At 64.8% G+C, this 23,356-nt stretch carries 27 protein-coding genes; 21 read left to right on the top strand and 6 right to left on the bottom strand.

The window, feature by feature from the left end:
* Nucleotide 1 precedes the first annotated feature (1 nt).
* From AC1DIN_RS22105 to AC1DIN_RS22045, 13 genes are all read left to right on the top strand, one after another.
* Nucleotides 2–454 (top strand): deaminase, encoded by a 453-nt coding sequence (locus AC1DIN_RS22105; protein ID WP_476803680.1) that lies wholly within the window; start codon nt 2–4, stop codon nt 452–454.
* 157 nt (nt 455–611) lie between these two features.
* Nucleotides 612–1,625 carry an ABC transporter substrate-binding protein gene (locus AC1DIN_RS22100; protein WP_476811321.1) on the top strand — a complete coding sequence of 338 codons (1,014 nt, stop codon included), beginning with the start codon at nt 612–614 and terminating at the stop codon, nt 1,623–1,625.
* A gap of 4 nt (nt 1,626–1,629) precedes the next feature.
* Nucleotides 1,630–2,454: an ABC transporter ATP-binding protein gene (locus AC1DIN_RS22095; RefSeq protein ID WP_441469040.1), complete on the top strand. Its 825-nt coding sequence runs from the start codon at nt 1,630–1,632 to the stop codon at nt 2,452–2,454.
* Nucleotides 2,451–3,284 (top strand): ABC transporter permease, encoded by an 834-nt coding sequence (locus AC1DIN_RS22090; RefSeq protein WP_476811320.1) that lies wholly within the window; start codon nt 2,451–2,453, stop codon nt 3,282–3,284. The genes AC1DIN_RS22095 and AC1DIN_RS22090 overlap by 4 nt, the downstream gene beginning before the upstream one ends.
* Before the next feature lie 27 nt (nt 3,285–3,311).
* Entirely contained in the window at nt 3,312–4,661 is a 1,350-nt protein-coding gene (locus AC1DIN_RS22085) for an FAD-dependent oxidoreductase (RefSeq protein ID WP_476811319.1), read from the top strand.
* On the top strand, nt 4,658–5,824 hold the full coding sequence (locus AC1DIN_RS22080; protein ID WP_476811318.1) for a CaiB/BaiF CoA transferase family protein: 1,167 nt from the start codon (nt 4,658–4,660) through the stop codon (nt 5,822–5,824). The genes AC1DIN_RS22085 and AC1DIN_RS22080 overlap by 4 nt, the downstream gene beginning before the upstream one ends.
* The gene (locus tag AC1DIN_RS22075) at nt 5,824–6,603 is read left to right on the top strand and encodes an enoyl-CoA hydratase-related protein (RefSeq protein ID WP_476811317.1); all 780 of its coding nucleotides are present in this window, start codon (nt 5,824–5,826) and stop codon (nt 6,601–6,603) included. Before AC1DIN_RS22080 ends, AC1DIN_RS22075 begins: the two co-directional genes overlap by 1 nt.
* Before the next feature lie 15 nt (nt 6,604–6,618).
* Entirely contained in the window at nt 6,619–6,954 is a 336-nt protein-coding gene (fdxA, locus tag AC1DIN_RS22070) for a ferredoxin (protein ID WP_441469035.1), read from the top strand.
* Nucleotides 6,955–6,966: 12 nt separating this feature from the next.
* On the top strand, nt 6,967–7,872 hold the full coding sequence (locus tag AC1DIN_RS22065) for a LysR family transcriptional regulator (protein ID WP_476811316.1): 906 nt from the start codon (nt 6,967–6,969) through the stop codon (nt 7,870–7,872).
* 172 nt (nt 7,873–8,044) lie between these two features.
* On the top strand, nt 8,045–8,401 hold the full coding sequence (locus AC1DIN_RS22060) for an ArsR/SmtB family transcription factor (protein WP_476811315.1): 357 nt from the start codon (nt 8,045–8,047) through the stop codon (nt 8,399–8,401).
* A gap of 60 nt (nt 8,402–8,461) precedes the next feature.
* The gene (arsC, locus tag AC1DIN_RS22055; RefSeq protein ID WP_476811314.1) at nt 8,462–8,887 is read left to right on the top strand and encodes an arsenate reductase (glutaredoxin); all 426 of its coding nucleotides are present in this window, start codon (nt 8,462–8,464) and stop codon (nt 8,885–8,887) included.
* 7 nt (nt 8,888–8,894) lie between these two features.
* Nucleotides 8,895–9,959, top strand: a complete 1,065-nt coding sequence (gene arsB, locus AC1DIN_RS22050; RefSeq protein WP_476811313.1) for an ACR3 family arsenite efflux transporter — start codon at nt 8,895–8,897, stop codon at nt 9,957–9,959.
* 435 nt (nt 9,960–10,394) lie between these two features.
* On the top strand, nt 10,395–11,249 hold the full coding sequence (locus tag AC1DIN_RS22045) for a hypothetical protein (protein ID WP_476765250.1): 855 nt from the start codon (nt 10,395–10,397) through the stop codon (nt 11,247–11,249).
* Nucleotides 11,250–11,258: 9 nt separating this feature from the next.
* Here AC1DIN_RS22045 and AC1DIN_RS22040 read toward each other — a convergent pair whose 3' ends face one another.
* On the bottom strand, nt 11,259–11,441 hold the full coding sequence (locus AC1DIN_RS22040) for a hypothetical protein (RefSeq protein WP_476811312.1): 183 nt from the start codon (nt 11,439–11,441) through the stop codon (nt 11,259–11,261).
* A gap of 362 nt (nt 11,442–11,803) precedes the next feature.
* On the opposite strand from AC1DIN_RS22040, the gene AC1DIN_RS22035 reads away from it, so the two are divergent.
* A complete protein-coding gene (locus AC1DIN_RS22035; protein ID WP_476811311.1) occupies nt 11,804–11,965 on the top strand; it encodes a hypothetical protein in 162 nt (53 codons plus the stop codon).
* Nucleotides 11,966–11,995: 30 nt separating this feature from the next.
* The gene (locus AC1DIN_RS22030; protein ID WP_476811310.1) at nt 11,996–12,397 is read left to right on the top strand and encodes a hypothetical protein; all 402 of its coding nucleotides are present in this window, start codon (nt 11,996–11,998) and stop codon (nt 12,395–12,397) included.
* Nucleotides 12,398–12,621: 224 nt separating this feature from the next.
* Here the strand turns inward: AC1DIN_RS22030 and AC1DIN_RS22025 are convergent, their stop codons facing one another.
* Nucleotides 12,622–12,831 (bottom strand): hypothetical protein, encoded by a 210-nt coding sequence (locus AC1DIN_RS22025; RefSeq protein ID WP_476811309.1) that lies wholly within the window; start codon nt 12,829–12,831, stop codon nt 12,622–12,624.
* A 1,328-nt stretch (nt 12,832–14,159) separates the two neighbouring features.
* Between AC1DIN_RS22025 and AC1DIN_RS22020 the strand changes: the two genes are divergently transcribed.
* The 6 genes from AC1DIN_RS22020 to AC1DIN_RS21995 all read left to right on the top strand — a co-directional run bounded on the left by AC1DIN_RS22020 (nt 14,160) and on the right by AC1DIN_RS21995 (nt 18,956).
* Nucleotides 14,160–14,879 carry an amino acid ABC transporter permease gene (locus AC1DIN_RS22020; protein ID WP_441469026.1) on the top strand — a complete coding sequence of 240 codons (720 nt, stop codon included), beginning with the start codon at nt 14,160–14,162 and terminating at the stop codon, nt 14,877–14,879.
* Entirely contained in the window at nt 14,876–15,532 is a 657-nt protein-coding gene (locus AC1DIN_RS22015; RefSeq protein ID WP_441469025.1) for an amino acid ABC transporter permease, read from the top strand. The genes AC1DIN_RS22020 and AC1DIN_RS22015 overlap by 4 nt, the downstream gene beginning before the upstream one ends.
* A complete protein-coding gene (locus tag AC1DIN_RS22010; protein WP_476811308.1) occupies nt 15,529–16,257 on the top strand; it encodes an amino acid ABC transporter ATP-binding protein in 729 nt (242 codons plus the stop codon). Before AC1DIN_RS22015 ends, AC1DIN_RS22010 begins: the two co-directional genes overlap by 4 nt.
* Before the next feature lie 7 nt (nt 16,258–16,264).
* Nucleotides 16,265–16,864: a helix-turn-helix domain-containing protein gene (locus AC1DIN_RS22005; RefSeq protein WP_476811307.1), complete on the top strand. Its 600-nt coding sequence runs from the start codon at nt 16,265–16,267 to the stop codon at nt 16,862–16,864.
* An 89-nt stretch (nt 16,865–16,953) separates the two neighbouring features.
* On the top strand, nt 16,954–18,024 hold the full coding sequence (locus AC1DIN_RS22000) for an NAD/NADP octopine/nopaline dehydrogenase family protein (RefSeq protein WP_476811306.1): 1,071 nt from the start codon (nt 16,954–16,956) through the stop codon (nt 18,022–18,024).
* A 59-nt stretch (nt 18,025–18,083) separates the two neighbouring features.
* Complete coding sequence (locus AC1DIN_RS21995) at nt 18,084–18,956, top strand: amino acid ABC transporter substrate-binding protein (protein ID WP_476811305.1); 873 nt, start codon at nt 18,084–18,086, stop codon at nt 18,954–18,956.
* 94 nt (nt 18,957–19,050) lie between these two features.
* Here AC1DIN_RS21995 and AC1DIN_RS21990 read toward each other — a convergent pair whose 3' ends face one another.
* Genes AC1DIN_RS21990 through AC1DIN_RS21975 form a run of 4 tightly spaced genes read right to left on the bottom strand, consistent with a single transcriptional unit; the run spans nt 19,051 to nt 23,273 of the window.
* On the bottom strand, nt 19,051–20,784 hold the full coding sequence (locus AC1DIN_RS21990; protein ID WP_476811304.1) for a hypothetical protein: 1,734 nt from the start codon (nt 20,782–20,784) through the stop codon (nt 19,051–19,053).
* A gap of 19 nt (nt 20,785–20,803) precedes the next feature.
* Nucleotides 20,804–21,901, bottom strand: a complete 1,098-nt coding sequence (locus tag AC1DIN_RS21985; protein ID WP_476811303.1) for a protein-glutamate methylesterase/protein-glutamine glutaminase — start codon at nt 21,899–21,901, stop codon at nt 20,804–20,806.
* Entirely contained in the window at nt 21,898–22,773 is an 876-nt protein-coding gene (locus AC1DIN_RS21980; protein WP_476811302.1) for a CheR family methyltransferase, read from the bottom strand. The genes AC1DIN_RS21985 and AC1DIN_RS21980 overlap by 4 nt, the downstream gene beginning before the upstream one ends.
* A 23-nt stretch (nt 22,774–22,796) precedes the next feature.
* Nucleotides 22,797–23,273: a chemotaxis protein CheW gene (locus AC1DIN_RS21975; RefSeq protein WP_476811301.1), complete on the bottom strand. Its 477-nt coding sequence runs from the start codon at nt 23,271–23,273 to the stop codon at nt 22,797–22,799.
* Between the last annotated feature and the right edge of the window lie 83 nt (nt 23,274–23,356).

Genomic DNA, 23,356 nt, shown 5'->3' with positions numbered 1-23,356 from the left:
CATGGGCAGCACCCCGGACGCGAACATGCGTGCGGCGCTCGAAGCCGCGCGCGAAAGCCCGAATCGGGTGCGCCAGGTCGGTGCCGTCCTTCGGTCAAGCGACGGCACGGTGATCGGCGCGTGCAACACCTTCCCCGCCGGGGTGCAGGATCGACCCGAGCGACACGAGGGGGACGGTCGCTTCGTGTGGATGGAGCACGCCGAGCGCCATGCGATCTTCACCGCCGCACGGCGCGGTATCGCGACGGCGGGAGCTACGCTGACGACGACATTCTTTCCGTGCATCGATTGCGCCCGCGCGATCGTCGATGCCGGCATCATCTGCGTCGAGACGCCGCCGCCCGCATTCGAGGATCCGGTATGGGGGCATGCCTTCGTCCGCTCCGTCGTGATTCTGGAGGAGGGCGGTGTCGCCATACGGCATGTCGACGTCGCTGCAGCCACCGACAGATGAGGGTTCGCCCTGCGCAACGCCAAGGCAGTTGCCGCCAGCTTGTGCATGATCTTATTACGGCAACGCGTTGAACGAAATTTTGTGATATCTGAGTACGCCAGATAGTGATCTAGTTCCCGGATAAGGCGGTAACCGCCACATTGAGGGGACTATCATCATGCCGCTCGACAGACGCAATTTCTTGCGTGGCGCCAGTGCCGCCGCCTTCTCCGCTCCGCTGCTCTCGATCGAAGCCGAAGCCCAAGGCAAGGCGATCGTCAATATGCAGCTCGGCTGGATCGCAGGCGGCAATCAGATCGGTGAGGTCTGTGCCAAGGCGCTTGGTTACTACGATGCCGAAGGCATCGATATGCGCATCCAGCCCGGCGGGCCGAATGTCGATGGCGTCGCCGTCGTCGCCAGCGGGCGTTTCGAGGTCGGCCAGGTGTCGTCGAGCCCCTCGCTGATGCTGGCCGCCTCGCAGGATGTCCCGGTCGTCTGCTTTGCAGCCGGCTGCCAGAAGCACCCTTACACCTTCTATTCACTGAAGAAGAATCCGGTGCGCGAGCCGAAGGACTTCATCGGCAAGAAGGTCGGCATCCAGTCGACGGGTATCATCCTGCTGCGCGCGCTCCTGGCTCATAACAAGATACCGGAGAAGGACGTCACCATCGTCCCGATCGGCGCGGAAATGACCCCGCTGTTGACCGGGCAGGTCGATGTCGTGACCGGCTGGGAGACGAACACCACCGCGCTCAAGGTCCTCGGCGCCGACCGGGTTGGGATGTCGCTCTGGGATGCCGGGGTGAAGCTCTACGCACTGCCCTATTATGCCACCGCCGATACGGTGAAGACAAAGAGCGATTTGCTGGCAAAGTATTTGCGCGCGACCGCCAAAGGCTGGGCCTATGCCTACGAAAATCGCGATCAGGCGGTTGCGCTGCTGGTCAAGGAATACCCCAATCTGGTCGCAGCGGACGAGCGGGTGGCTCTCGACGTGATGCTGTCCTTCTCCTTCGGTCCCCAGACCAAGGCGGCAGGCTGGGGGACCATGGACCCAATCGTCTGGCAACAGCAGATCGACCTCTATGCGGCTCTGGGGCAGTTCACCAAGCGCACCCCCAAGCTTTCGGAGGTTATGACGGCCGACGTCCTCAGGATGACAGCCGATACGCGGCCGCGGATCGGCTGATCCGATGGCCGCGCTCGCCACGATGGAACCGCGCCAGACCGATGCATCGCGCCCGGCCGGGAGCACCGCGGTCGGCTGTCACAACCTCTCGGTGCGCTTCGTCACCGAGCGGCGCACCGTTACCGCGCTGGAGAATGTCAGCTTCTCAGTCGAGAGCGGCGGCTTCCTGAGCCTGCTCGGCCCCTCCGGCTGCGGCAAGTCGACCTTGCTGCGGGTGGTGGCCGATCTGATCCCGCCCAGCTCGGGCCAGATCACGGTCTTGGGCCAGACCCCGCAACAGGCGCGGCTCCAGCGCGCGCTCGGCTTCGTCTTCCAGGATGCCGCCCTGCTACCCTGGCGGACGGCCTTGCAGAATGTCGAGCTCTCGCTCGAGGTCGGCGGGCGGCCGCCCCTGCCTCCGGGCATGCCGACCCCGCGCGAATTGCTCAAGCTGGTCGGACTGGAGGGTTGGGAAGGCAGCTTTCCGCACGAATTGTCCGGCGGCATGCGCCAGCGGGTTTCGATCGCCCGCGCGTTGCTCGGCGGACCGCGGCTCCTGCTGATGGACGAGCCCTTCGGCGCACTCGACGAGATCACGCGCGATCGTTTGAATGAGGAGCTTCGCCGCATCTGGCGCGAGACCGGCACGACGATCCTCTTCGTCACGCATTCGGTCTATGAGGCGCTCTTCCTCGGCGAGCAGGTCCTGGTGCTCGCCGCCAATCCCGGCCGCGTCGCGTCCCTGGTCGATATCGACCTCCCGCGGGACCGTACGCTGGCGATCCGCGAGACGCCGGAATTCATGCGCACAGCCACAGTCCTACGCGCAGCGCTGGGAGGCACGGAATGACGCTTGCCACCGCGATTTCGCACGAAGAAACCATTTCCGATGCCGAGGAGAGCTTCCGCCGGGCACGGCGCCACGCGCAACTGCGCCGGCGCATCCTGCCCTTCGTCGGCATCGCCATCTTCCTCGGTATCTGGGCCGCGCTGGTCTACCTGTTCAAGGTTCCACCGTTCGTCGCGCCTTCKCCGCTGCTGGTGGCGCAGACGCTCGTCGGCAAGGGCGGCATCCTGTTGTCGAACCTCGTTCCGACCGCGATCGAGGCCCTCTCCGGCTTTCTGCTCGGCAACATCGTCGCGATCGTCATCGCGACCGCATTCGTTCACAAAAAGACGCTCGAGGAAACCTTCTTCCCGACGGTGGTGCTGATCAACACCATTCCCGTCGTGGCCAAGGCACCGATCCTGGTGCTGCTCCTCGGCAACGGCATGGAACCCAAGATCGCCATTGCGGCTCTGATCTGCTTCTTCCCGACGCTGGTGAACATGGTGCGCGGGCTCGAGGCGGTGAACCCGCAGGCGATGGAGTTGATGCGCGTGCTCTCGGCCTCGAAGCGCGAAGTCTTCTTCAAGCTCCGGCTCTACAACTCGCTGCCCTATCTGTTCTCCGCGCTCAAGATTTCGGCCTCGACCTCGGTCGTGGGTGCGATCGTCGGCGAATGGATCGGCTCGAATGTCGGCATCGGCGCGCTGATCATCCAGGCGACCTACAGCTTCGACTCGGCTCTGCTCTACGCCACCGTCATCGTCGCTTCCTGCTTCTCGATGCTGTTCTTCCTGACCGTGACCATGCTGGAGCGCCTGATCGTGCGCTGGCAGCCGGCCAACGCGCACTGACGCTCCGGCACAAACGTGGAGAGGCTCATGACTCCGACCACCATTGCAGATCCGGGCGGCCCCGTCCCCGTCGTCGCCAAGACCGACGTGCTCGTCGTGGGCGGCGGGCCGGCCGGCATGGCCGCCGCGATCGGCGCCCGTCGCGAGGGCTGCGCCGTCACCATGATCGAGCGCTACCCCTATCTCGGAGGCCTCGCCTCCGGCGGCATGGTGCTGGTGCTCGACGACATGCACAACGGCGACGAAGTCACCGTGCAGGGCGTCTGCATGGAAATGATCGAACGCATGGCGGCGCGCGGCGCCTGTGTCTATCCGCCGCCCGAGGAGCGCCGCCAGGATTGGGCGATGCACCGCAAATGGGCGCGCTGGGGAGCGCATGATTTCCGCGCCCAGACCAAGCCGCAACCGATCGTCATGGCCGCTGCCTTCGATCCCGATGGCTGGAAGCGCGCCGCCAACGAGATGGTGACCGAGGCGAAGCTCGATGTGCGCCTTCATTCCTGGTTCTCGCGCACGCTGGTCGAGAACGGCAAGGTCACGGGCATCGTCTGCGAGACCAAGTCCGGGCGACAGGCGATCCTGGCCGATGCCGTCGTCGACGCCTCCGGCGATCTTGACGTTGCCGCCTCGGCTGGCGCGGCCCACGAAAAGGGCTCCTTCATCGTCACGACCGTGTTCCGGCTCGGCGGGGTCGATACCGACGAAGCCGAGCGCTTCCAGCATGACGAGCCCGACGCCTTCGCCGCCATCGACCGGCAGGCCAAGCGCATCATGGGCGGCTCCTGGGACATGTGGTGGCTGAAGACACCGCTGCCCGGAGTCGTCTGGTGCAACTGCCCCCATATGGCCGGGTTCGACGCGCTCGCCGTCGAGGACCTGACCCGTGCCGATTTCGAGGGCCGCAACAAGCTCTACGCCCTCGTCGATTATGTCCGCGAGCACATGCCCGGCTTCCGCAACTGCTTCGTCGTCGACGTGGCGCCGCAGCTCGGCGTGCGCCAGACCCGGCTGCTGCAAGGCGAATACGTGGTGAGCAAGCGCGACGTGCTCGACCGGGTCCATTTCGCGGACACGGTGGCCCGCGGCCGCGACTACTACACACCCTATCGCTCCATGCTGCCGCGCGGCCTCGACGGGCTCGTCGTTGCCGGGCGGCATTATTCCGCGACGGAACAGGCCCAGAAGATGTCGCGCGAGATTCCGCCTTGCATGGCGATGGGCCAGTCGGCCGGCGTCGCCGCAGCCTTGGCCGTCGCGAGCGGGCGCCGCCTGCGCGATGTCGCCGCGCAGGAAATCTGCAAGCACGTGCGCGCCCAGGGGGGGGATCCCGGCGACATCCCCTCCGAAAACGCCACCATCCTGGAGAATGCCGCGTGACCAACCCTGCCGAACTGCCGCTCGCCGGCATCAAGATCGTCGACTTCACCCAGGTGATGATGGGGCCGGTCGCGACGCAGGTGCTTGGCGACTATGGAGCCGACGTCATCAAGGTCGAGCGCCCGCCTTACGGCGATCTCTCGCGCACGTCCTTTCCCAACGACCCCGCCGGCCTGCAGGGCCCGGTCTTCTGCTCGCTCAACCGCAACAAGCGCTCGATCGTGCTCGACCTGCGCAAGCAGGAGGCGAAGGACGCCGTGCTGCGGCTGATCGACGAGGCGGATGTCGTCGTCAACAATTTCCGCGCCGGTGTGATGGACCGGATGGGCTTCTCCTACGAGGCGCTTGCCGCGCGCAACCCGCGGCTGATCTATGCGGTCGGCACCGGCTTCGGCCTCACCGGCCCCTATGCCCACAAGGGCGGCCAGGACGTGCTGGCCCAGGCGCTCTCGGGCGTGATGTTCCGGCGCGCCAATGCCGATCAGCCGCTGGCCGTGCTCTCGACGACCTTCGCCGATTATTCGGCCGGCATGCACATGGTCCAGGGTATCCTGCTGGCACTGCTGCAGCGCCACAAGACCGGCAAGGGACAGCGCATCAGCGTCTCGCTGTTCGATTCGATGCTGGCGGCGCAGACGCAGGAGGCAGCCGCGCAGCTGATGCGCGGACGCGAGGTGAATTGGGGGGCGATGCCGCTGACCGGCGTCTTCGAGACCGAGGACGGAGCTCTCGTCATGGTCGGCGCCTTCAAGGCCGATCCGCTCGGCGACATCGCCGCCGCGCTCGACCTGCCGACGCTGAAGGGCGATCCGCGCTTTGCTGGCCATGAGCTGCAGGTCGCCAACAAATCGGCCTTGCAGGCGATCTTCGCAGAGCGCTTTGCGGCGCAGACCACCGCCTACTGGCTGGAGCGGCTCGAGCGACAAGACCTCCTGTGCGCGCCTGTGCGCCAGCTCTCCGAAGCCCTCGACGACGAGCAGACCCGCGTGAACGGGATGATCCTCGAGGCTGACGGGCCGAGCGAACGCGTGCGTGTGGTCGGCTCGCCGATCCATATGGAGGCTGCGCCGGTGACGATCCGCGTTGTTCCTGCCGGCCTCGGGCAACATACCGACGAAATCCTGGGCGAGCTCGGGCTGTCGGCTTTCGGAAAGGTGGCCTGATGCCGGTCAGCTTTTCGGTCGAGGATCACGTAGCCCGGGTCACCATCGACCGGCCGGAGGTTCTGAACGCGCTCGACCAGGTGGCCGAGGCCGAGATGGAGGCGATCTGGCAGCGCATCGAGGCCGATCGCTCGGTGCGCGTGGTGGTGCTGACAGGCGCCGGCGACCGCGCCTTCTGCACCGGCGCGGACATGCGCAATGTCGATCCCGAGCTGACCGGCCTTGCCTATTGGGCGGCCTCACGACCGGCGGGCTTCGGCGGCATTGCGTTGCGCCAGACACTCGACATCCCGGTTATCGCGCGCGTCAACGGCCATGCGGTCGGTGGCGGTTTCGAAATGGTGCTCGGCTGCGATCTCGTCGTTGCGGCCGAGCATGCGAGCTTCGGGTTGACCGAGCCACGCGTCGGCCGCTTGCCGCTCGACGGCGGCATGGTGCTGCTGCAGCGCCAGATCGCCCATCGCCACGCGCTCGGCATGCTGCTGACCGGGCGCCGGATCAAAGCGCAGGAAGCGCTCGGCTTCGGCCTCGTAAATGAAGTCGCAGCCAAGGAGGAGCTCGACGCCGCGGTCGATCGCTGGGTGCAGGATATCCTCGCCTGCGCGCCCCTTTCGCTGCGCGCGATCAAACAGGTCGCGCGCCGGACCGCCCATCTTTCGCCGACGGAGGCGCAGGCGCAGCGCCTGCCGGCCCTGGTCGCGGCTCTGCAATCGGCGGATTCGGACGAAGGCGTCCGCGCCTTCCGGGAGAAGCGAAAGCCCGTCTGGCAGGGTCGCTGAACCGGGAGGTCCGCCATGCCCTTCGTCATCACGGACGCCTGCATCGACATCAAGGACAAGGCTTGCCTCACAGCCTGTCCGGTCGACTGCATCTACGAAGGCGGCCGCACCCTCTATATCCAGCCGGACGAGTGCATCGATTGCGGCCTGTGCGAGACGGTCTGCCCGGTTGCGGCTATCCACGCCGATGACCGGCTGCCGCCCGGGCTTGCCGAATGGCCGGCGGTCAATCGCGAATTCTTCGGACCGGAGGTGACAGGCTGGGGCAAGCCCGGCGGCGCCGACTTGTCTTTGACGACGACGCGCGATCATCCCACGGTGGCGGCCTGGCCGAGGAAGGCCGCAAGCTGAGGATGCCCGGTCATGCATGCCGCTGCCCTGTTCTATTTCCGGGAGGTTGCGCGGCTGGGTTCGATCCGCCGCGCAGCAGCCCAGCTGAATGTCGCGGCGAGTGCTATCAATCGCCAGATTCTGAAGCTCGAGGACGAGTTCGGCGGTCCCCTCTTCGACAGGCTCCCAGCCGGAATGCGCCTGACCGTCGCAGGTACGTTGCTTCTGCAGCACGTCACCTCGACGATCGAAGCCTATGGGCAGGTTCGCGCGGCGATCGACGATCTTCGCGAAGCACGTTCGGGCCACGTCACGATCGCCGCGCTCGATTCCCTTCTGGTTGACTTCCTGCCGCGGGCATTGGCCCGGTTCGGGCGCGACTTTCCCGCGATCAACCACACCGTGCTCGCCACGCCGCCGGCCGAGATCGCCGGCATGGTCAGCAGCGGCGCAGTCGATATTGGTCTGACCTTTATCAGTCCGCTGTCGACCGCGAACGTCAATTTCATTGCAGAAGTTCCCGCGCCGATCGGGGTGGTCATGCCGGTTGATCATCCGCTGACCGCGCGCCTGAGCGTCAGCTTCGAGGAGGCTCTGTCCTATCCCGTGCTCGACCAGACCGGACCGTTGCCGCGCGGCGCCGACACCGACGCCGATTTCAGTCAGTTCAAGGCGATGCTCAAACCGAAGATCACCTCGAACTCGATTCAGATGATCCGAATCTGCATCGAGCTCGGACTCGGTATCGCCTTTTTCACCCGACTCGGCTTCCTGAAGGAAATCGAACAGGGCAAGATCGCATGGCGCCCCCTTTCTTCCCCCGGCGTGAACATGCTGCGCATCGGCATCATTACGGCAACCCACCGTTCGTTGCCGCCTCCAGCCGCCCAGCTCTCCAAGAGCTTGATGAACGATCTCCGGCAGCTCACGAACCACTGAGTTCAGGGGCGGGATGGAGGTGGTTGGCGCCAGTGCGCCAGGGCCCAAACTGATGACCCGTAGCTGACGGCGGCAGCGATGCAGACGGCGAGACAGTTGACGGCGCGGAGCCATCCTTCACGTCATCCAGAGCCTCTTGCGTCTCGAAATATATGTCGATAAATCTCGACATATGGAAATCACTCAAGTCATCCTCGCCCTGGCCGCGCTGGCTCAAAGCACCCGCCTTGACGTCTTCCGCTTGCTGGTGACCGCGGAGCCCGAGGGGCTGCCTGCCGGCGAGGTCGCCCGCCAGCTCGATGTTCCCCACAACACGATGTCCTCCCATCTGAGCATCCTCAGCCGGGCGGGTCTCGTCCGTTCCGAGCGGTTCAGTCGTTCCATCGTCTACCGCGCGGACCTCGACGCCCTTCGTGCGGTGCTCGCGTTCGTTCTCAAGGATTGCTGCGGCGGTCGCCCGGAGATCTGTGCGCCGCTTCTCGCCGAACTCAGCCCCTGCTGCCCGCCGAAGGTCACGACCGATGCCTGATCGCGTTCGCAACGTGCCGTTTATCCGCACGCACAATTCCGCTCGCCCGGAGGTGGCGTGATGGACGTCGTCATCTATCACAATCCGGCCTGTGGGACGTCCCGGAACACGCTGGGCTTGATCCGCAATGCGGGCGTCGAGCCGCACGTCATCGAATATCTGAAGACGCCGCCGACGCGGACGCTGCTCAAGCAGCTTCTCGACCGTGCGGGGCTGACTGTCCGGGAAATTCTGCGCGAGAAGGGCACGCCCTTCGCCGAGCTTGGCCTCGGCGATCCGGCCCTTTCCGACGAGGCCCTGCTCGATGCGATCGAAGCCCATCCCATCCTGATCAACCGGCCGCTGGTGGTGTCACCCAAGGGCGTGCGGCTGTGCCGCCCGTCCGAGGCCGTTATGCCCCTGCTGCCGCCCCAGCGCGGCGAGTTCCGCAAGGAGGACGGCGAGCTGGTCGTCGATGCCTGCGGTCGCCCCGTCGCGCTCGCCTGAGGTCATCATGTCCACCTTCGAACGCTACCTCACAGTGTGGGTCGCGCTGTGTATCGTCGTCGGTATCGCATTGGGGCACATCATGCCCGGCGTATTCCAGGCCATCGGTTCGGCCGAGATCGCCAAGGTCAACCTTCCGGTCGCGGTGCTGATCTGGCTGATGGTCATCCCGATGCTGCTGAAAATCGATTTTGCCGCGCTGGGGCAGGTCGGCCGGCACTGGCGCGGGATCGGCGTCACCCTCTTCATCAACTGGGCGGTAAAGCCGTTCTCGATGGCGGCGCTGGGCTGGATCTTCATCGCCTGGCTGTTCCGGCCGTGGCTGCCTGCCGATCAGATCGACAGCTACATCGCCGGCCTCATCATCCTGGCGGCAGCGCCGTGCACCGCCATGGTCTTCGTCTGGTCGAACCTGACCAAGGGCGAACCGCATTTCACACTGAGCCAGGTCGCGCTCAACGACGCGATCATGGTCATCGCCTTCGCGCCGATCGTCGGCCTGCTGCTGGGCTTGTCGGCGATCACCGTACCATGGGGAACGCTCGTTCTCTCGGTCGTCCTCTACATCGTCATTCCCGTGATCGTCGCGCAGGTCGTCCGCAGCCGCGTTCTGGCAAACGGCGGTCAGGCCACACTCGATAGGCTGCTCGGTCGCCTGGGGCCGATTTCCCTGGTTGCTCTGCTCGCCACCCTCGTCCTGCTCTTCGGCTTCCAGGGCAAACAGATTCTCGCCCAGCCGATGGTGATCGCGCTGCTGGCGGTGCCTGTCCTGATCCAGGTCTACCTCAATGCCGGGTTGGCCTACCTCCTGAACCGGATAGCCGGCGAGCAGCACTGCGTTGCGGGGCCGTCCGCGCTGATCGGTGCCTCAAACTTCTTCGAGCTCGCCGTCGCCGCCGCGATCAGCCTGTTCGGGTTCAATTCCGGGGCCGCGCTCGCCACGGTTGTCGGCGTCCTGATCGAGGTCCCGGTCATGCTGACCGTCGTCTGGATCGTGAATCGGTCTAAGGGCTGGTACGAACGCGGCATCGCGAGCGATCAGCTCCTGCCAACTCGGCGCGGCGCGCCGTGAGCTCGCCGTGAAAAGCACCGCCACGTCGGTTCATGGGCCTGATCCAGATGACGGCCCCACCGCGCGTCGAAGGCTCGTACTCATGAAATCTCTCCGCGATCAATCGACCGCATTCGGCGGCTGTGCCCTTGTCGGAACGCAGATCTGGGAGGCGCGACCGAAACAGGACTTCAAGCCCACAGCAACGCCGACGTCTTCAACACAATCGGTTCATTTCGGACTTTGACAACATCCGCTCCCGGGTGTTCTGGTGGCGAGCGATCCGACGGGTAAAAGTGGCCTTTTCTCTGGGTCCGGAAAGTTGGCTTTCGGGCAAGCTAGCTCGCGAGTTGGCTAAGGGACGACAAGGCCCTTTCCCGCGTCGAGAAAGCACGAAACGCAAAAAGGGGGATCGCGATGACACTCATCGGCTCAAGGTTGTGCGGGCTTACCTTGATGATGATGCTCGGACTTGGCGGCGGCTTGGCTGAAGCCGCCGATCTGTCGCCCCCGGTGCCGGCCGAGAAGCTGGTGCCGCCCCCGGCATGGACCTTCCGGTTCACGCCCTATGGCTGGCTCACATCGCTCAACGGCAACCAGACCGTGAAAGGGCGAAACGTGAAGGTCGATGCCAGCTTCGTTGATGTCATCGATGCCACACTCGGAGAGGGCGGAACCCTGATCGGCCTGATGGGCGATCTGGAGGCCCGCTACGGTCGGTTCTCTCTCTACGGCAATGTCGTCTGGTCCAAGATCGGTGTCGACCGCAGCGGCGCCACGACGCGCAGCGCCGCGCCCGGGATCGTGGGTGCGGTCGGCGCAGCTGCCGACGTCAAAGTCTCGATGGGAATCATCGAAGCGGGGGCGACCTATGAGGTGGCGCGCTTCGGATCGGTCAGCTTCGACGTCCTGGCCGGTGCGCGCTACTGGTATCAGCGGGCCAATCTGTCCTTCGATCTCGCCACGACGGTCGACATCGGCGATCTCAGTTTCGGCCGCAACGTGGCGGTCGCCCGCTCCGGCACTGTCGACTGGCTCGACGGCTTCGCCGGGGCGCGCATGCGGGTCGCGGTCGCGCCCGGTCAGGAACTCTTCCTGCGCGGCGACATCGGCGGCGGCGGCAGCAAGTTTTCGTGGCAGGGCATCGCCGGTTACGGCTTCGACTTCGCCGAGAAGAACGGCATCACCTATTCGGGCGTCATCGGTTACCGGGCGCTCTATGTCGACTATTCGCAAGGGGAAGGACGGCGGCGTTATGCCTTCGATATGCTTCAGCACGGACCGGTCGTCGGGCTGAGCCTGCGGTTCTAGGGCCCGGACTCACCGCCGGTAGCTGACCGCGGCGGCGAGACAGTCGACGGCGCGGTGGTCGCGGCGGGTCGCGATGCGCCTGAAGTCATTGAGACGGCAGCACATGCGCTCGATGGCGTTGCGGTCCAGGCAGAGCGCGGGCGAGAAGCGGTTCCTCCAGTGCCGGTCGGTCTTGGGCAGGGTGTTGGGCATCGTGCCGTTCTCCTCGACCGGGCGGCGGATGGTGTCGCTGTCGGAGCACCCGCCAAAGAAAAGCCGCGTGGAGCGGGATGCTTCGGCTATGACGATGAACTGGAACGAGGCTTGCCGCGACAAACGGAAAAATCGCGGGAGGTACCGTCTTGGATCAGACAGAGTTCCGTTGCGAGACTTGCTGGTCGCCACATGTTTCAATCCCGGACGACCTCAAGCCGGAGAGCCAGGTTCTCTGCGGTAGCTGTGGCGCCGCTATTGCCAAGTGGTCGGATTTCCGCGGGTCCATTTCACTGGTCGTGACCAATCAGGTGCGTGTTCCGCCGGCTACGGAATTGTTCCGGATGGTTGGCTGATCGACCATGAAAAAACTCATTCCGGCTCGTCTGAAGAAGCGCCTCCACGGGGTTTTCCTCGTCACGATCATGGTCCTCGGCGGCGCGCTGACGGTGGCTTGGTTCCTGTTTCTTGGCTGTGTGGCCTGGGAGATGCTGAGCTGGGTCCAATCGATCAGCGGAGCCTGAAACCGTCTCTAAGCTATTGATAGAGAAAGCGTGATCCGACCAGATCGCCTGGCACTCGGTCGGCTTACGCAACCGAAGATCCTCCAGGCGCGAAAAAACCGCCTGGGTGGGCTGATCGGTCGGACTATCGGAGGGCAGCCGAAGCTGCCCGGTGAGAACGACTTCGAATTGAGCGCTCCTGGCGTGCGTGTTAGCGTGCCAACTGCTCAGCTACAGGTTAGCCGGTGCGCCATGTATCAATTTTCGGCAGACGAATCCGAACTCGGCTGGTTCCTGAATTTCATCGCCTGGTGGTGTTCTCTCTTCGACTCTCAGGATATCGCAATAATAAAGACCGCTGCGGCGGTGGTGATCGCCGGCATACTTCTGTTGGTCGGCGCTTTCATGATTAAATTACTGGGCATGATCGTTGTGCGGGTATTCCGAATGTGACCGGCCTCGTGCCGATCACTATGAAGGCCTTTCCGAAAGGCGTCAGGGTCTCATTGGCCGATGCCTGCCGCCGATAAACGGAGAGGCTCGAGCGTCACTGCTATTCATGGGCTACCGGCGTCGTCGTCAGGCCGAAGCGTGAATCGGAGATTGGCCGTAGCGACGCCCCAAACGGCTCGAAATGTTCTCCATGACCGAGAATGGACTCGCCCGGAGTGCCGCGCTCAGAAGCAGTTTACGTTTTGGCCCTTCATCGTGCAGGTGCTGGTAATTCGCTCCTCGGCAGGAGGCGGCTCAAAGCTTCCTGCTGATCGAGGCACATAAGTCTGCCCGTCGCTTTGCATCGGATCGACGCCTGTCGACTCCGATACTCCGCCGAAGGCAGCGCATCCCGTGAGGAACAGACAGCATGCCGCCGCGAGAAACTTCTTCATACCGAGTGCTCCTTGTTGAAGCCGATCCTGCCGCGATGCGGGAGCGAAGTCACGGCTTCTTCTGGCGGCTATCTCTCTGACCCTGTCCTGACCGGCGGTACAAGCCCGCGGAGCAGCGGAGCGGAAGGGGCCTTTTGGTTAGCCCCTTCGACGCATAGTCGCGATGCCCAAACTGGGGATGGTCGGCCAGGGCGCCGGGTCGCTACCTTGTTGCGTCGCACAAATTTAGACGCGGCGCACAACAGGCTTTCGAATCCATCATGGCTAAACGAAACAGCGGATCTGTCCGGCGCCGGAAGGCATCTGTGCAGCGCAAGCAATGGAAAGCGGTTGTTTCAGCCTGGCAGCAGGGTGAACTCGACTGGCAACCCGCTTGGGGTCCCCCGCCAACCGATCCGGCTTGTCTTTGTCCGCAGGCTGTTCTGGCCGAGCTTGGCGTGGCATCTAAAGCAGCAGCCTGAGGCCAACATCGGCACATTGTGCGAGCAAGGGCGGCCTGCTCGACCCGTTGCAGCATCCCTAAAGCGAGCCCCCTGCACGGGGAGCCGTAGCTCGCCAGCACCTCTCTTTTTCACGCTATCTGCGATGGTCTGTAGCGAGCCGTCGGGCAGGGGGCGCCGAGGTCTTTCGCCTCCGCGCTAGCTCACAGGTATCGCTTTCGGCGGGGCCTGTCCCTGGCCAGCCGCGTAGCTCCTGCTCGCGGTTTTCGGTTCGGATCCAAATCTTCCTGGCGAGGCATCGTAGCCGATCTCTCGAGGCATTGCCGCATCAGGTATCAACGTCATGAGCCCGGTTGGGTATGACCCCTGGGAATGAGCCGTCTCGACGCTCGCACCATGGGCGCGAGCCCAACGGCTCGTCTACGCGCATGCGCTGTGCAACAGCCTGCTTCCGATCATCACCGCGGCGGGGCTCCATTTCGGACAACCCGCCGAGCCGGCTCCCGTGCGTTACGATTCGCGCAGCCTCAACGCGCGCGAAGGCCGCCGATGACCGTGCCGGCGATATACGAAGGAATGCCAGAGGTTTGCTTTCGATGGGGCGTGATTTCCATGCCATCGAGTTCCCCGCCTTGCACGTTAGGTTCATTATAGCGGATAGGTGTGGGCGCCCTCCAGATTGCTTTTGTTCGTAGATATAAACAGAATACTCATCTAAAGCGTTCGGTACCGAAGCACAAATGACGCTCTATTCGGCCTCCGTCGCCTCTATACCGAAAATTTTGGCGAGCTAAAATGCCGATTGACAATCCACCCGGTCGATGGGCCAATTCCGGTATATCGGAATAGCAAACACGTAGAAATTGCCTTTGCGATAGGTGGGGCCGGATGAATTACCGCTGGGACTGGTCGGTCCTGATACGGGAGCCTTTTGTCGATTGGCTGTGGAGCGGCCTGCTCCTGACTCTGGCGATCAGCATCATGAGCTGGGCCGTCGCGCTGGCGATTGGCATCGTCGCCGGCGTCGCCCGCAGCGCCCCGTCGCCGGTGGCTCGCTTGCTGGCCGGCATCTATATCGACGTGTTTCGCAGCGTGCCGCCGCTGGTCCAGCTGTTCCTCTGGTACTTCGTCCTGCCCGAGATCGTTCCCGACGCGGTCGGCCTGTGGTTGAAGCGTGATCTGCCCTATCCGGAGATCGTCACCGCGGTGATCGCGATCGGCCTGTTCGCCGGCGCGCGCGTGGCCGAGCAGGTTCGCGCAGGCATCGAGGCCGTCGGTGCGCCGCTGTTGCCGGCGGCTCTCGCGACCGGTCTGCGCCCGATGCAGGCCTATCGGCTGATCGCGCTGCCGCTCGGCCTGCGCGCCATCGTCGGGCCTCTGACTTCGGAATTCCTGATCACGATCAAACTGTCGTCGCTCAGCCTGACGATCGGTGTGCTCGAACTGACCGCGCAGAGCCGCCATGTCGAGAACTACACCTTCCAGGGCTTCGAAGCCTTCACCTTCGCGACCATCGGCTATCTCGTCATCGGCCTGTGCGCGACCGGACTCATGCGCCTCATCGATAATCGAATCGGCGGTGCCGCGTTGCGAAAGGCCACGGCGTGAGCGATTTCGACTGGGGGGTGATCGCCCGATCGTACGGTTTCCTCGCGGAGGGCATGGCGCTCAGCGCGCTGCTGGTGCTGGTCGCGACGCTGGGCGGGCTCGTCGTCGGCTTTGGGCTGGCGCTGATGCGGCTGTCGAAGCATCGGCTGATTTCCGTCCCCGCGGCCAGCTACGTCACGGTGATGCGCTCGTTGCCGCTGGTGCTGGTGCTGTTCTGGTTCTATTTCCTGATGCCGCTCGCCATTGGCCGGCCGGTCGGCTCGCTCACCTCGGCGCTGATCGCCTTCGTCCTGTTCGAGGCGGCGTTCTATTGCGAGATCATCCGCGCCGGAATCGGCAGCGTCCGCAAGGGCCAGAGCGATGCGGGGCTGGCGACTGGATTGCGCCGCTGGCAGGTGCTGCGGCTGATCGTGATGCCGCAGGCGATGCGGGCCATGGGGCCGCTGATCCTCAATCAGATCGTGATCGTCTTCCAGGATACGTCGCTGGTCTATGTCGTGTCGCTGCACGACTTCCTTACCGCCGCGAGCGTCGTCGCCTCGCGCGACGGGCGCGCGACCGAGATGTATTCGCTGGTTGCCGTCGTCTATCTGGTGATCTGCCTGTCGATCACGAAGGTTGCCGAGTTCTACAGGAGGAGGCGTCCGTCATGATCGTTCTGGACGACGTGCATAAGTTCTATGGCTCGCAGCAGATCCTCCGCGGTTGTTCGGCCGAAATTCGTCTCGGCGAGGTCGTGGTAGTCTGCGGGCCGTCGGGTTCCGGCAAAAGCACGCTGATCAAGTGCATCAATGGCCTGGTGCCTTTCGAACAGGGCACGATCACCGTCGACGGCGTCTCGGTCTCGTCGCCGAAAACGGATCTCCCGGCCCTGCGCTCGCGGATCGGCATGGTCTTCCAGAGTTTCGAGCTCTACCCGCACATGACCGCGCTGCAAAACGTCAGCCTGGCGCAGGTCCATGTGCTCGGGCGCTCGCAGAAGGAGGCCGATGCGCGTTCCGAAAAAATCCTGACGCGGGTCGGGCTCGGCGGCAAGCTCAGCAACCGCCCGTCTCAACTCTCCGGCGGGCAGCAGCAGCGCGTGTCGATCGCTCGCGCGCTGGCGATGAATCCGCAGGCGATGCTGTTCGACGAGCCGACCTCGGCGCTTGATCCCGAGATGATCAACGAGGTGCTCGAGGTTATGCAGGAACTCGCCCTCGAGGGCATGACCATGATCGTCGTCACCCATGAGATGGGCTTCGCCCAGCGTGTCGCGGACCGCGTTCTGTTCATGGATCGCGGAGAGATCGTCGAGGATACGCCCAAGGACCAGTTCTTCACTTCGCCTTCCTCGGAGCGGGCGAAGCAATTCCTGAAGCAGGTCCTGACGCACTGAGGGGCCAATGAGCGAGCTGAACGCCCCTCAGATCGGCCCGCTTCTCCAACGCCAACGCAAGGAGCGGGGTCTGACGTTGCAGCAGCTCTCCGCGCTATCGGGCGTTTCAAAATCGATGCTGTCGCAGATCGAGCGGGGGGAGGCCAATCCGACCTTTGCCGTGCTCTGGAGCCTGACGCGCGGACTGGGGATCGACTTCGTTGCGTTGCTGGGAGAGAGGCAGGCGACGGCGGGCGCCGACAACGCCATCGAGATGCTGTCACTGGAGCGCACGCCGACGATCCGCAGTGCCGACAGTTCCTGCCAGTTGCGCATCCTGAGTCCACCCAGCCTATCCGGCGATATCGAATGGTACGATGTCGAGATCGCGGCTGGCGGATGCCTCGACAGTTCGCCTCATGCTCCAGGAGCCGTCGAGCATTTCACGGCGCTCTCCGGCGAGTTCGTGATCGCCAGCGGGAGTTCCCGCCACCTGCTCAGGCAAGGTGAGACGGCGCGATATCCGGTCGATGTGGTGCATTCCATCAGCAATCCGCTGGAGAAGTCGTCGCGCGGCCTGATGGTGCTGCTCTATCGCAAGTCGTCGAAGGGCCGAAATGCCTTTTGAGACGCGAATATATCCGGGTTTCAGTTTCTCCGAAGCGGCGGGCCTCATTTTTGGCGGGCTGCCGTTCCTAGCAGAAGAGGCGATTTCATATGCGCGTTAGTATCTTGGGTGCGGGGGCGGCTGCCTGCGGTGCCGCCGCCCAGCTATCGGTCATGGGGCATGATCCGATGCTCTGGTCGCCGTCAGGCCGGAGCACGGAGGCGCTTGCAGCCGGCGCGCCGCTGCGCGCAACGGCCGCGATCGAAACCAGCTTCCACCCGCGCATCGCAGGCAATGCCGCGGAGGCCGTCGCCACTGCCGACGTCGTGATGCTCGCGATGCCGGGCTACGCCCACAAGATGGCGTTCGATGCGATCGCGCCTCATCTGAGGGAAGGGCAGCCCGTCATCATCAGCTCGCATGCCTCTTTCGGTGCGCTGTATCTTTCGCGATTGCTGGCAGCCCGAAAGATCCACGCGCCGATCATCGCATGGGGCACGACGCTGACGACCGGCCGCAAGGTTTCGCCGACCGAGGTCGCCGTGAATTCGCTGCGTTCGAAGATCGATCTCGCGACGGTGCCGCAGGACGCGTCGGCCGAAGCGCTGGCTCTGTGCACGTCTCTGTTCGGCGAGCGTTTCGTCCTCCGCGAAGGGCTGCTTGCGATCGCGCTGAGCAATCTCAACCCTCAGAACCATCTCGCGATTGCTCTGTTCAACCTGACCCGGATGGAGCGCGGCGAGAGCTGGGGCCAGGCGGAGAATGTCACGCCCGCGGTTGGGCGCGTGATGGAAGCGCTCGATGCTGAGCGGCTCGCCATCGCCGAAGCATTTGGCGTTTCGGTCAGGACGATCCACGAGCATTATGCCTATTCCTACCAGCTCCCGGTCGCCAGCATCGCGGAGATGAACGCCGAGCTGCACGGCCGCGGGAAGGGCGGTTTCGGCCCTGCGATGTTGGAGAGCCGCTATGTTCTCGAAGATGCGCCTTACGGATTGTTGCCGACCGTGCTGCTCGGACGGCTCATCGGGCGGCCGGCGACGTTGCACGAGGCGGGACTGACCCTGCTGTCGGCCGCTTATGGGCGCGACTTCACCCGCGAGAACGAACTGCTGCCCGCGCTCGGCTTCGACGTGATGACACGCGAGGAACTGGCCGCGCGGGCGAAGGACGGATTCTAGATACCGTCCTCCATCGAGGGCGGGCACCAGGCGAGCGATCGCAAAACGGGAGAGAGCTTATGAGATTCCATCTTTTCGCAGCTGCAGGCGCATTTCTGGCCCTGAATCTGGCGAGTTCGGCGGCCGGGGCCCAGGAGGTCGACGCGATTGTCAAGAAATTGCGCGACACCCAGACCATCACCATGGGCGTGCGCGAGGCGCTGTTTCCGTTCAGCTATCTCGACGACAACAAGAATCCGACGGGCTATGCGGTCGAGTTCTGCAAGCGCATCATCGACGACATCAAGACCGAGCTGAACCTGCCGGAGATCAAGATCAAATACGTGCCGATGACGATCCAGAATCGCCAGGCACTCGTCGCCAACGGAACGATCGATCTCGAATGCGAGGGAACGGTCAACACCTTCGGCCGCAACAAGCAGGTCGATTTCTCGTCGGTCAGCCACGTCTCGGCGAGCCAGCTCCTGGTTCTCAAGAGCTCGGGCATCAAGAACTATGACGACCTCAACGGAAAGATCGTCGCCGTGGCGACGGGAGGCACCAGCGAACCCGACCTCAAGAAGCTCGTGGCCGAGCGCAAGCTCAATCTGCGCGTCATCAATGTCGATGACCATGCCGCCGCCTTGATCGCTGTCGAAACCCGCAGGGCCGATGCCTATTTCAGCGACAACGGGGCGTTCTACGGGCTGATCAAGCAGTCGAAGAAGCCAGATGCGCTGGAGATCGTCGGCGACGAATATGGTTACGCGCCGCAGGGCTTCATGGTGCCCAAGCTCAATCCGACCATCCTCTGGATCGTCAATCACACGATGGGCAAGATGTTCAAGTCGGGCGAGGCCGAGGCCTTGTACATGAAGTGGTTCGGGCCGCTGGGGGCCCATGTCGGCCCGAAGTTGAAGGCGGCCTGGGCGACGCAATCCTACGCCGAGTGAACGCGGCGACCGTCGCCGGATAGAAGCCTAACCCGCCATGGTCCGCATGGCCGGCTAGGCTGCCAAATTCGGCGGCGCCGTCGCTCTCGGGACCTCAGAACAGCAGGGCATCGACATCATCGGAAGCCGGTTCCGCCGTCGATGCTTGCGCCGCCGTGTCCCAGACGGGGTCGATCACTCCACAATGGATCGTCCGTTCGATCGCCATCGTGTAATGCGGCCACACGGTGCCGTTCAGCCAGCCCCGCACGAGCTCGTTCATTTCAGCGGGGACGGCGGGCTTGTCGGAGGCCATCGCTGCAACCGCATGTGCGGCCGCCCCGATGGCTTCTCCCGTCGCGGCCGCGCCGGAGAAGCCGAGCCGGGCCTGATCGACGACCTTGCCGAAGGCCGCGCCTTCGCGCATCAGGCGGCTGAGCTCCAAAGCCAGCTCCGAGGCCGTCTCCTGCACGACGATGAGCGCGGTGCTCATCTCGCGATCAAGCGCGCCGAAATGTGCTGCATCGAGTCGATCCTGGCGTTTCAGCTCGCCCGCGGCCCGCTGCATCTGCTCGAAGATCGCCGGCAGGCGACTGGAGACGCTGGCGACGAGGTCGGCGGCGAGTTTCAGCTCGTGCGCGATGATGACCAGACTGCGGCCGTTGCTGCCGACGCGCGCGGCGCGCAGGCTGGCATTCGTACCGATGAGCACGATATTCGAGACGGTCGTGGCAAGCGCGTCGACTGTCTGCTGGGAAGTGTCGAGCAGCGCGGTCAACGCCTGTGCGACCTGGTCGGCGCCGGCGCGGGCGCTGTTGCACTTGCCCAGAAGCGCCGACGCGTGGGCGAGATCGGCCCCGAGCTGCGCCATGAAGGAGCCGGTATCCGCGCCGCCCGCCCCGTAGAGCGACCGGACGAGGTCGACAAGGTCCATGGTTTCGTCACGCAAGAGCAGCAGGTTCTGCTCGATCAGCTCGGCGTCCTCGCCGAGAGTGGCGGCGCTCGCCTCGAGCTGTGCCGCCTCGATCCTGAGCAGCAGGTCGCGGGCGTGGGACAGGGCCTCCGTCGGCAGCCCGTCGGCGGGGCGGCCGTCCTCCAGGGTCTCCGCCAAGTGCAGCCCCGCGGTCGCGTGCTCAAGCCGTTGACGGATGCTATCGCCGGATTGCAAGGCGACGATCGCCATCCCGGCCGCCATGGCGATCTTGCCGGAGCGCGCCGCCGCTTCGCTCGCGAGCGTCATGCCGCTGCGCTGCCGATCCTCGACCTCGGCCAGCGTGAGCGAGAGCTTGTCGGAGAGCGACGAGAGCGCAGCGCCATATTGCGTCTCGAATTCGCGCTGGGAAGCCAGCGCCGTGGCCAGCAACGCGCTCATCCGGTCGTGTTCGCGCGCGCAGGCCTCGATCGTACGCTGGGCCTGGGTCGTCAGCTCGAAGATCTCGTTGGCGAAGTCGCCGAAGTCGCGCCCCAGACCCTGAATCGAGATCGACTCGATGCGGGCGTAATGGGCGATGATCGTGATCAGCCGGATATGCTCGACCAGCTTCTCCCAAGTCTGGCCGGCGGCGGCGCTATGTACGGCAATGTCGACGAGGGAGCGCGTCTCCTCGGCCAGCGTCTGCCGTAGCGGGCGCAGATCGTCGGCGAGGCGTGCAAGCGCGGCGCCCGCCGTGATGATCCTGTCGCCGGAGAGCCGGCCGGAGAGGGCGCTCAACCGTTCCTGCAAGGTGTCGAAGAGGTTCAGCCCCTTCCCGAGATCGCGGCCCGCAACCGCGAAGGTCGCATCGACCGAGCCGGTGTGATCCTCCAATGACCTGATCAGCCGCATCAGACGTTCTGTTGGAGCGTTCATCGCATCCTCACGCAAGCCGCTACGCGGGACCGGCGGCGTTCACCGCCTGCGGCCACGCCATGATCTCCTGCGCGATGAGCGGGAGGCGCACGACGCGCTCGGCCGCGCCGAATTCGATCGCCTCCTTCGGCATGCCGAAAACGACCGAGCTCTCCTCATCCTGGGCCAGCGTCCGCGCCCCGGCTTTGCGCATTTCCAGGAGACCGCGTGCGCCGTCGTCGCCCATGCCGGTCATGATGATGCCAAGCGCGTTGCCGCCGGCGTACTGCGCCGCCGAGCGGAACAGCACGTCCACGGATGGGCGGTGACGCGAGACGTGAGGACCGTCCTTGATCGCGACACGATAATGCTGCCCCACCCGCTGCAGCAGCATGTGGCGATTGCCGGGCGCGATCAGAACGCGGCCGATCTTCATCTCGTCGCCGTCTTCCGCTTCCTTGATCTCCATGGCGCAGATGCCATCGAGCCGGCGCGCGAAGGCGGCCGTGAACTTCTCCGGCATGTGCTGGACGACGGCAATGCCGGGGCAATTGGCCGGCAGCGCCTCCAGCACTTCGCGCAACGTCTCGGTGCCGCCGGTGGAGATCCCGATGCAGGCGATGCGATCCGTGCGCGCATGGAACCGGCCGGAAAGCGGCGGAGGCATGATGACGTCGGCGGTGAGCTTCGCTTCGATCTGCATGACCGGCCGTGGGGCCCGAGGCCGCGGCTTGGCCTGCGCGGCGGCATGGACCGCATGGCGCAGCCGGTCGGCGGTCTCCAGCAGCGCGTTGCGGGTATCGATCCGCGGCTTGGCCAGCACCTCGACGGCCCCGCTTTCCAGCGCCTCGAACAGGGTGGGCGAGCCGGTGCCGGTCAGGGTCGAGCAGATGATCACCGGGATCGGCCGCTGCGCCATGATCTTGCGCAGGAAGGTCAGGCCGTCCATCCCCGGCATCTCGATGTCGAGGATCAGCACGTCCGGCACTTCGTTCTGCATGCGCCGGGTCGCCGCGTAGACATCGCCGGCCGTGCCCATCACCTCGATGCCGGGCGATTGCGACAGGATCGAGCTCAGCACCTGCCGCACCGAGGCGGAATCGTCGACGACGAGGACACGTATGGGCTTGCGCGTCATGCTGCGCTCCTCCCGAGGGCGGCCGGTTTCGCCTGGTAGACCGTCGGCGCGACCGAGTGGAGGCCGGGCACCCCGGCTCCCGCCATGGATTCGGAATGCCCCAGCAGGAGATAGCCTCCGGGACGCAGATGGGACACCAGCCGCGACAGCACTGCGGCCTGGGTCCGGCGGTCGAAGTAGATCAGCACGTTGCGGCAGAAGATGACATCGATGTCGCGATCGAAGGGGTAGGCTTCGTCCATCAGGTTCAGATGCTCGAAGCGGGCCCTGCGACGCAGCTCCGGAGCGATCCGCACCGTGTCCTGCGCCGGGTTGCGGGCGCGCATGAGATAGCGCTGCTGCAGTGGGGCCGGGATCGGCGAGACGAAGGAGGTCGGATAGATGGCGGTGCGTGCGGCGGCGAGAACCTGCGTCGAGATGTCGGTGCCGAGGATGGAAAAGCTCAGTTCGCCAGAGCTTCCGCGCGTGGCATTCGCGAGGTCCTGCAGCAGCATCGCGATGGTATAGGCCTCGGCGCCGATCGAGCAGGCAGCGCTCCAAATCTTGAGCCTGGTCGGACGGGGGCCGTGCAGGCGCCGGAGTGCGGGCACCGCCGTGTCGCACAGGAACGTGAAATGACTTGGCTCGCGGAAGAAGTCGGTCTTGTTCGTACTGACGCAGTCGATCAGGTGCACGTATTCCTTGTCCAGGCCGCCGCGTTCGAACAGCAGGTGCCCATAGTCCGCAAGGCTGCTCAAGCCGAGCGCGCGGACCCGCTTGCGCAGCCGACCTTCGACCATCGTGCGCTTGGTGCGCGGGAGCTTGATGCCGGCATTGCGCTCGACGAGGCTCGCGATGGCATTGAAATGCCGCTCCTTGAGATGGTCGCCCATGGGCTCTGTCGTCGCCGGGGCCGTCACGCGGCTTCGCTCGCGTCGACATGAGGGGGGACCCCGGCACCTGCCATGAGCCGTGCGAGGTCTAGGACGATGACGAAGGCTTCACCCTTGCGCCCGAGGCCGGCGATGTAGTGCGACTGCCAACGGCCTCCGACGTCGAGCGGCGCGTCGGTCTGCGCCGAATCGAGGCTCGTCACCTCGAAGACACGGTCGGCGACGAAACCGATGCCGAGAGTCCGGCCGTCCAGCGGCACGTCCAGAATGATGATCCGCGTCGCCTCCGTCGGCGCGACGCGCGGAAGGCCGAGCTTGGTGCGAAGATCGACGATCGGGAAGCCGGTGCCGCGCACGTCGATCATGCCGAGCAGGAAATCGGGGGCGTGCGGGAGCTTTGAGATCGGCCGCATGTCGAGGATCTCTCGCACATGCGCGATGTCGATGCCGAAGGACTCGCCGTCGATCCCGAGCGTCAGATATTGTGCGTTCTGGGTCAATGCCGTCTCCGCAGGGGGAAGTCGTCAGGCGCCGGCAGCCGGCGGGAAAGGCGGCTCCGCCGAAGCGGAGCGCCCGCTCGTCT

It is taken from the genome of Allobosea sp. 05T438 (assembly GCF_056396025.1).
Note: the sequence above shows the minus strand (reverse complement) of the source record. Positions and strands in the feature narration are given on the sequence as shown.

What these genes read in the sequence shown, in the direction of transcription:
- AC1DIN_RS22020 (WP_441469026.1), top strand. Translation starts at nt 14,160, where the DNA reads ATGAATTACCGCTGGGACTGGTCGGTCCTGATACGGGAGCCTTTTGTC.
- AC1DIN_RS22075 (WP_476811317.1), top strand. Translation starts at nt 5,824, where the DNA reads ATGCCGGTCAGCTTTTCGGTCGAGGATCACGTAGCCCGGGTCACCATC.
- AC1DIN_RS22040 (WP_476811312.1), bottom strand. Translation starts at nt 11,441, where the DNA reads ATGCCCAACACCCTGCCCAAGACCGACCGGCACTGGAGGAACCGCTTC.
- arsB (WP_476811313.1), top strand. Translation starts at nt 8,895, where the DNA reads ATGTCCACCTTCGAACGCTACCTCACAGTGTGGGTCGCGCTGTGTATC.
- AC1DIN_RS21985 (WP_476811303.1), bottom strand. Translation starts at nt 21,901, where the DNA reads ATGACGCGCAAGCCCATACGTGTCCTCGTCGTCGACGATTCCGCCTCG.
- AC1DIN_RS22095 (WP_441469040.1), top strand. Translation starts at nt 1,630, where the DNA reads ATGGCCGCGCTCGCCACGATGGAACCGCGCCAGACCGATGCATCGCGC.
- AC1DIN_RS22045 (WP_476765250.1), top strand. Translation starts at nt 10,395, where the DNA reads ATGATGATGCTCGGACTTGGCGGCGGCTTGGCTGAAGCCGCCGATCTG.
- AC1DIN_RS21995 (WP_476811305.1), top strand. Translation starts at nt 18,084, where the DNA reads ATGAGATTCCATCTTTTCGCAGCTGCAGGCGCATTTCTGGCCCTGAAT.
- AC1DIN_RS21990 (WP_476811304.1), bottom strand. Translation starts at nt 20,784, where the DNA reads ATGAACGCTCCAACAGAACGTCTGATGCGGCTGATCAGGTCATTGGAG.
- AC1DIN_RS21980 (WP_476811302.1), bottom strand. Translation starts at nt 22,773, where the DNA reads ATGGGCGACCATCTCAAGGAGCGGCATTTCAATGCCATCGCGAGCCTC.
- AC1DIN_RS22035 (WP_476811311.1), top strand. Translation starts at nt 11,804, where the DNA reads ATGAAAAAACTCATTCCGGCTCGTCTGAAGAAGCGCCTCCACGGGGTT.
- arsC (WP_476811314.1), top strand. Translation starts at nt 8,462, where the DNA reads ATGGACGTCGTCATCTATCACAATCCGGCCTGTGGGACGTCCCGGAAC.
- AC1DIN_RS22100 (WP_476811321.1), top strand. Translation starts at nt 612, where the DNA reads ATGCCGCTCGACAGACGCAATTTCTTGCGTGGCGCCAGTGCCGCCGCC.
- AC1DIN_RS22025 (WP_476811309.1), bottom strand. Translation starts at nt 12,831, where the DNA reads ATGAAGAAGTTTCTCGCGGCGGCATGCTGTCTGTTCCTCACGGGATGC.
- AC1DIN_RS22010 (WP_476811308.1), top strand. Translation starts at nt 15,529, where the DNA reads ATGATCGTTCTGGACGACGTGCATAAGTTCTATGGCTCGCAGCAGATC.
- AC1DIN_RS22005 (WP_476811307.1), top strand. Translation starts at nt 16,265, where the DNA reads ATGAGCGAGCTGAACGCCCCTCAGATCGGCCCGCTTCTCCAACGCCAA.
- AC1DIN_RS22065 (WP_476811316.1), top strand. Translation starts at nt 6,967, where the DNA reads ATGCATGCCGCTGCCCTGTTCTATTTCCGGGAGGTTGCGCGGCTGGGT.
- AC1DIN_RS22000 (WP_476811306.1), top strand. Translation starts at nt 16,954, where the DNA reads ATGCGCGTTAGTATCTTGGGTGCGGGGGCGGCTGCCTGCGGTGCCGCC.
- AC1DIN_RS22060 (WP_476811315.1), top strand. Translation starts at nt 8,045, where the DNA reads ATGGAAATCACTCAAGTCATCCTCGCCCTGGCCGCGCTGGCTCAAAGC.
- AC1DIN_RS22105 (WP_476803680.1), top strand. Translation starts at nt 2, where the DNA reads ATGGGCAGCACCCCGGACGCGAACATGCGTGCGGCGCTCGAAGCCGCG.
- AC1DIN_RS22085 (WP_476811319.1), top strand. Translation starts at nt 3,312, where the DNA reads ATGACTCCGACCACCATTGCAGATCCGGGCGGCCCCGTCCCCGTCGTC.
- fdxA (WP_441469035.1), top strand. Translation starts at nt 6,619, where the DNA reads ATGCCCTTCGTCATCACGGACGCCTGCATCGACATCAAGGACAAGGCT.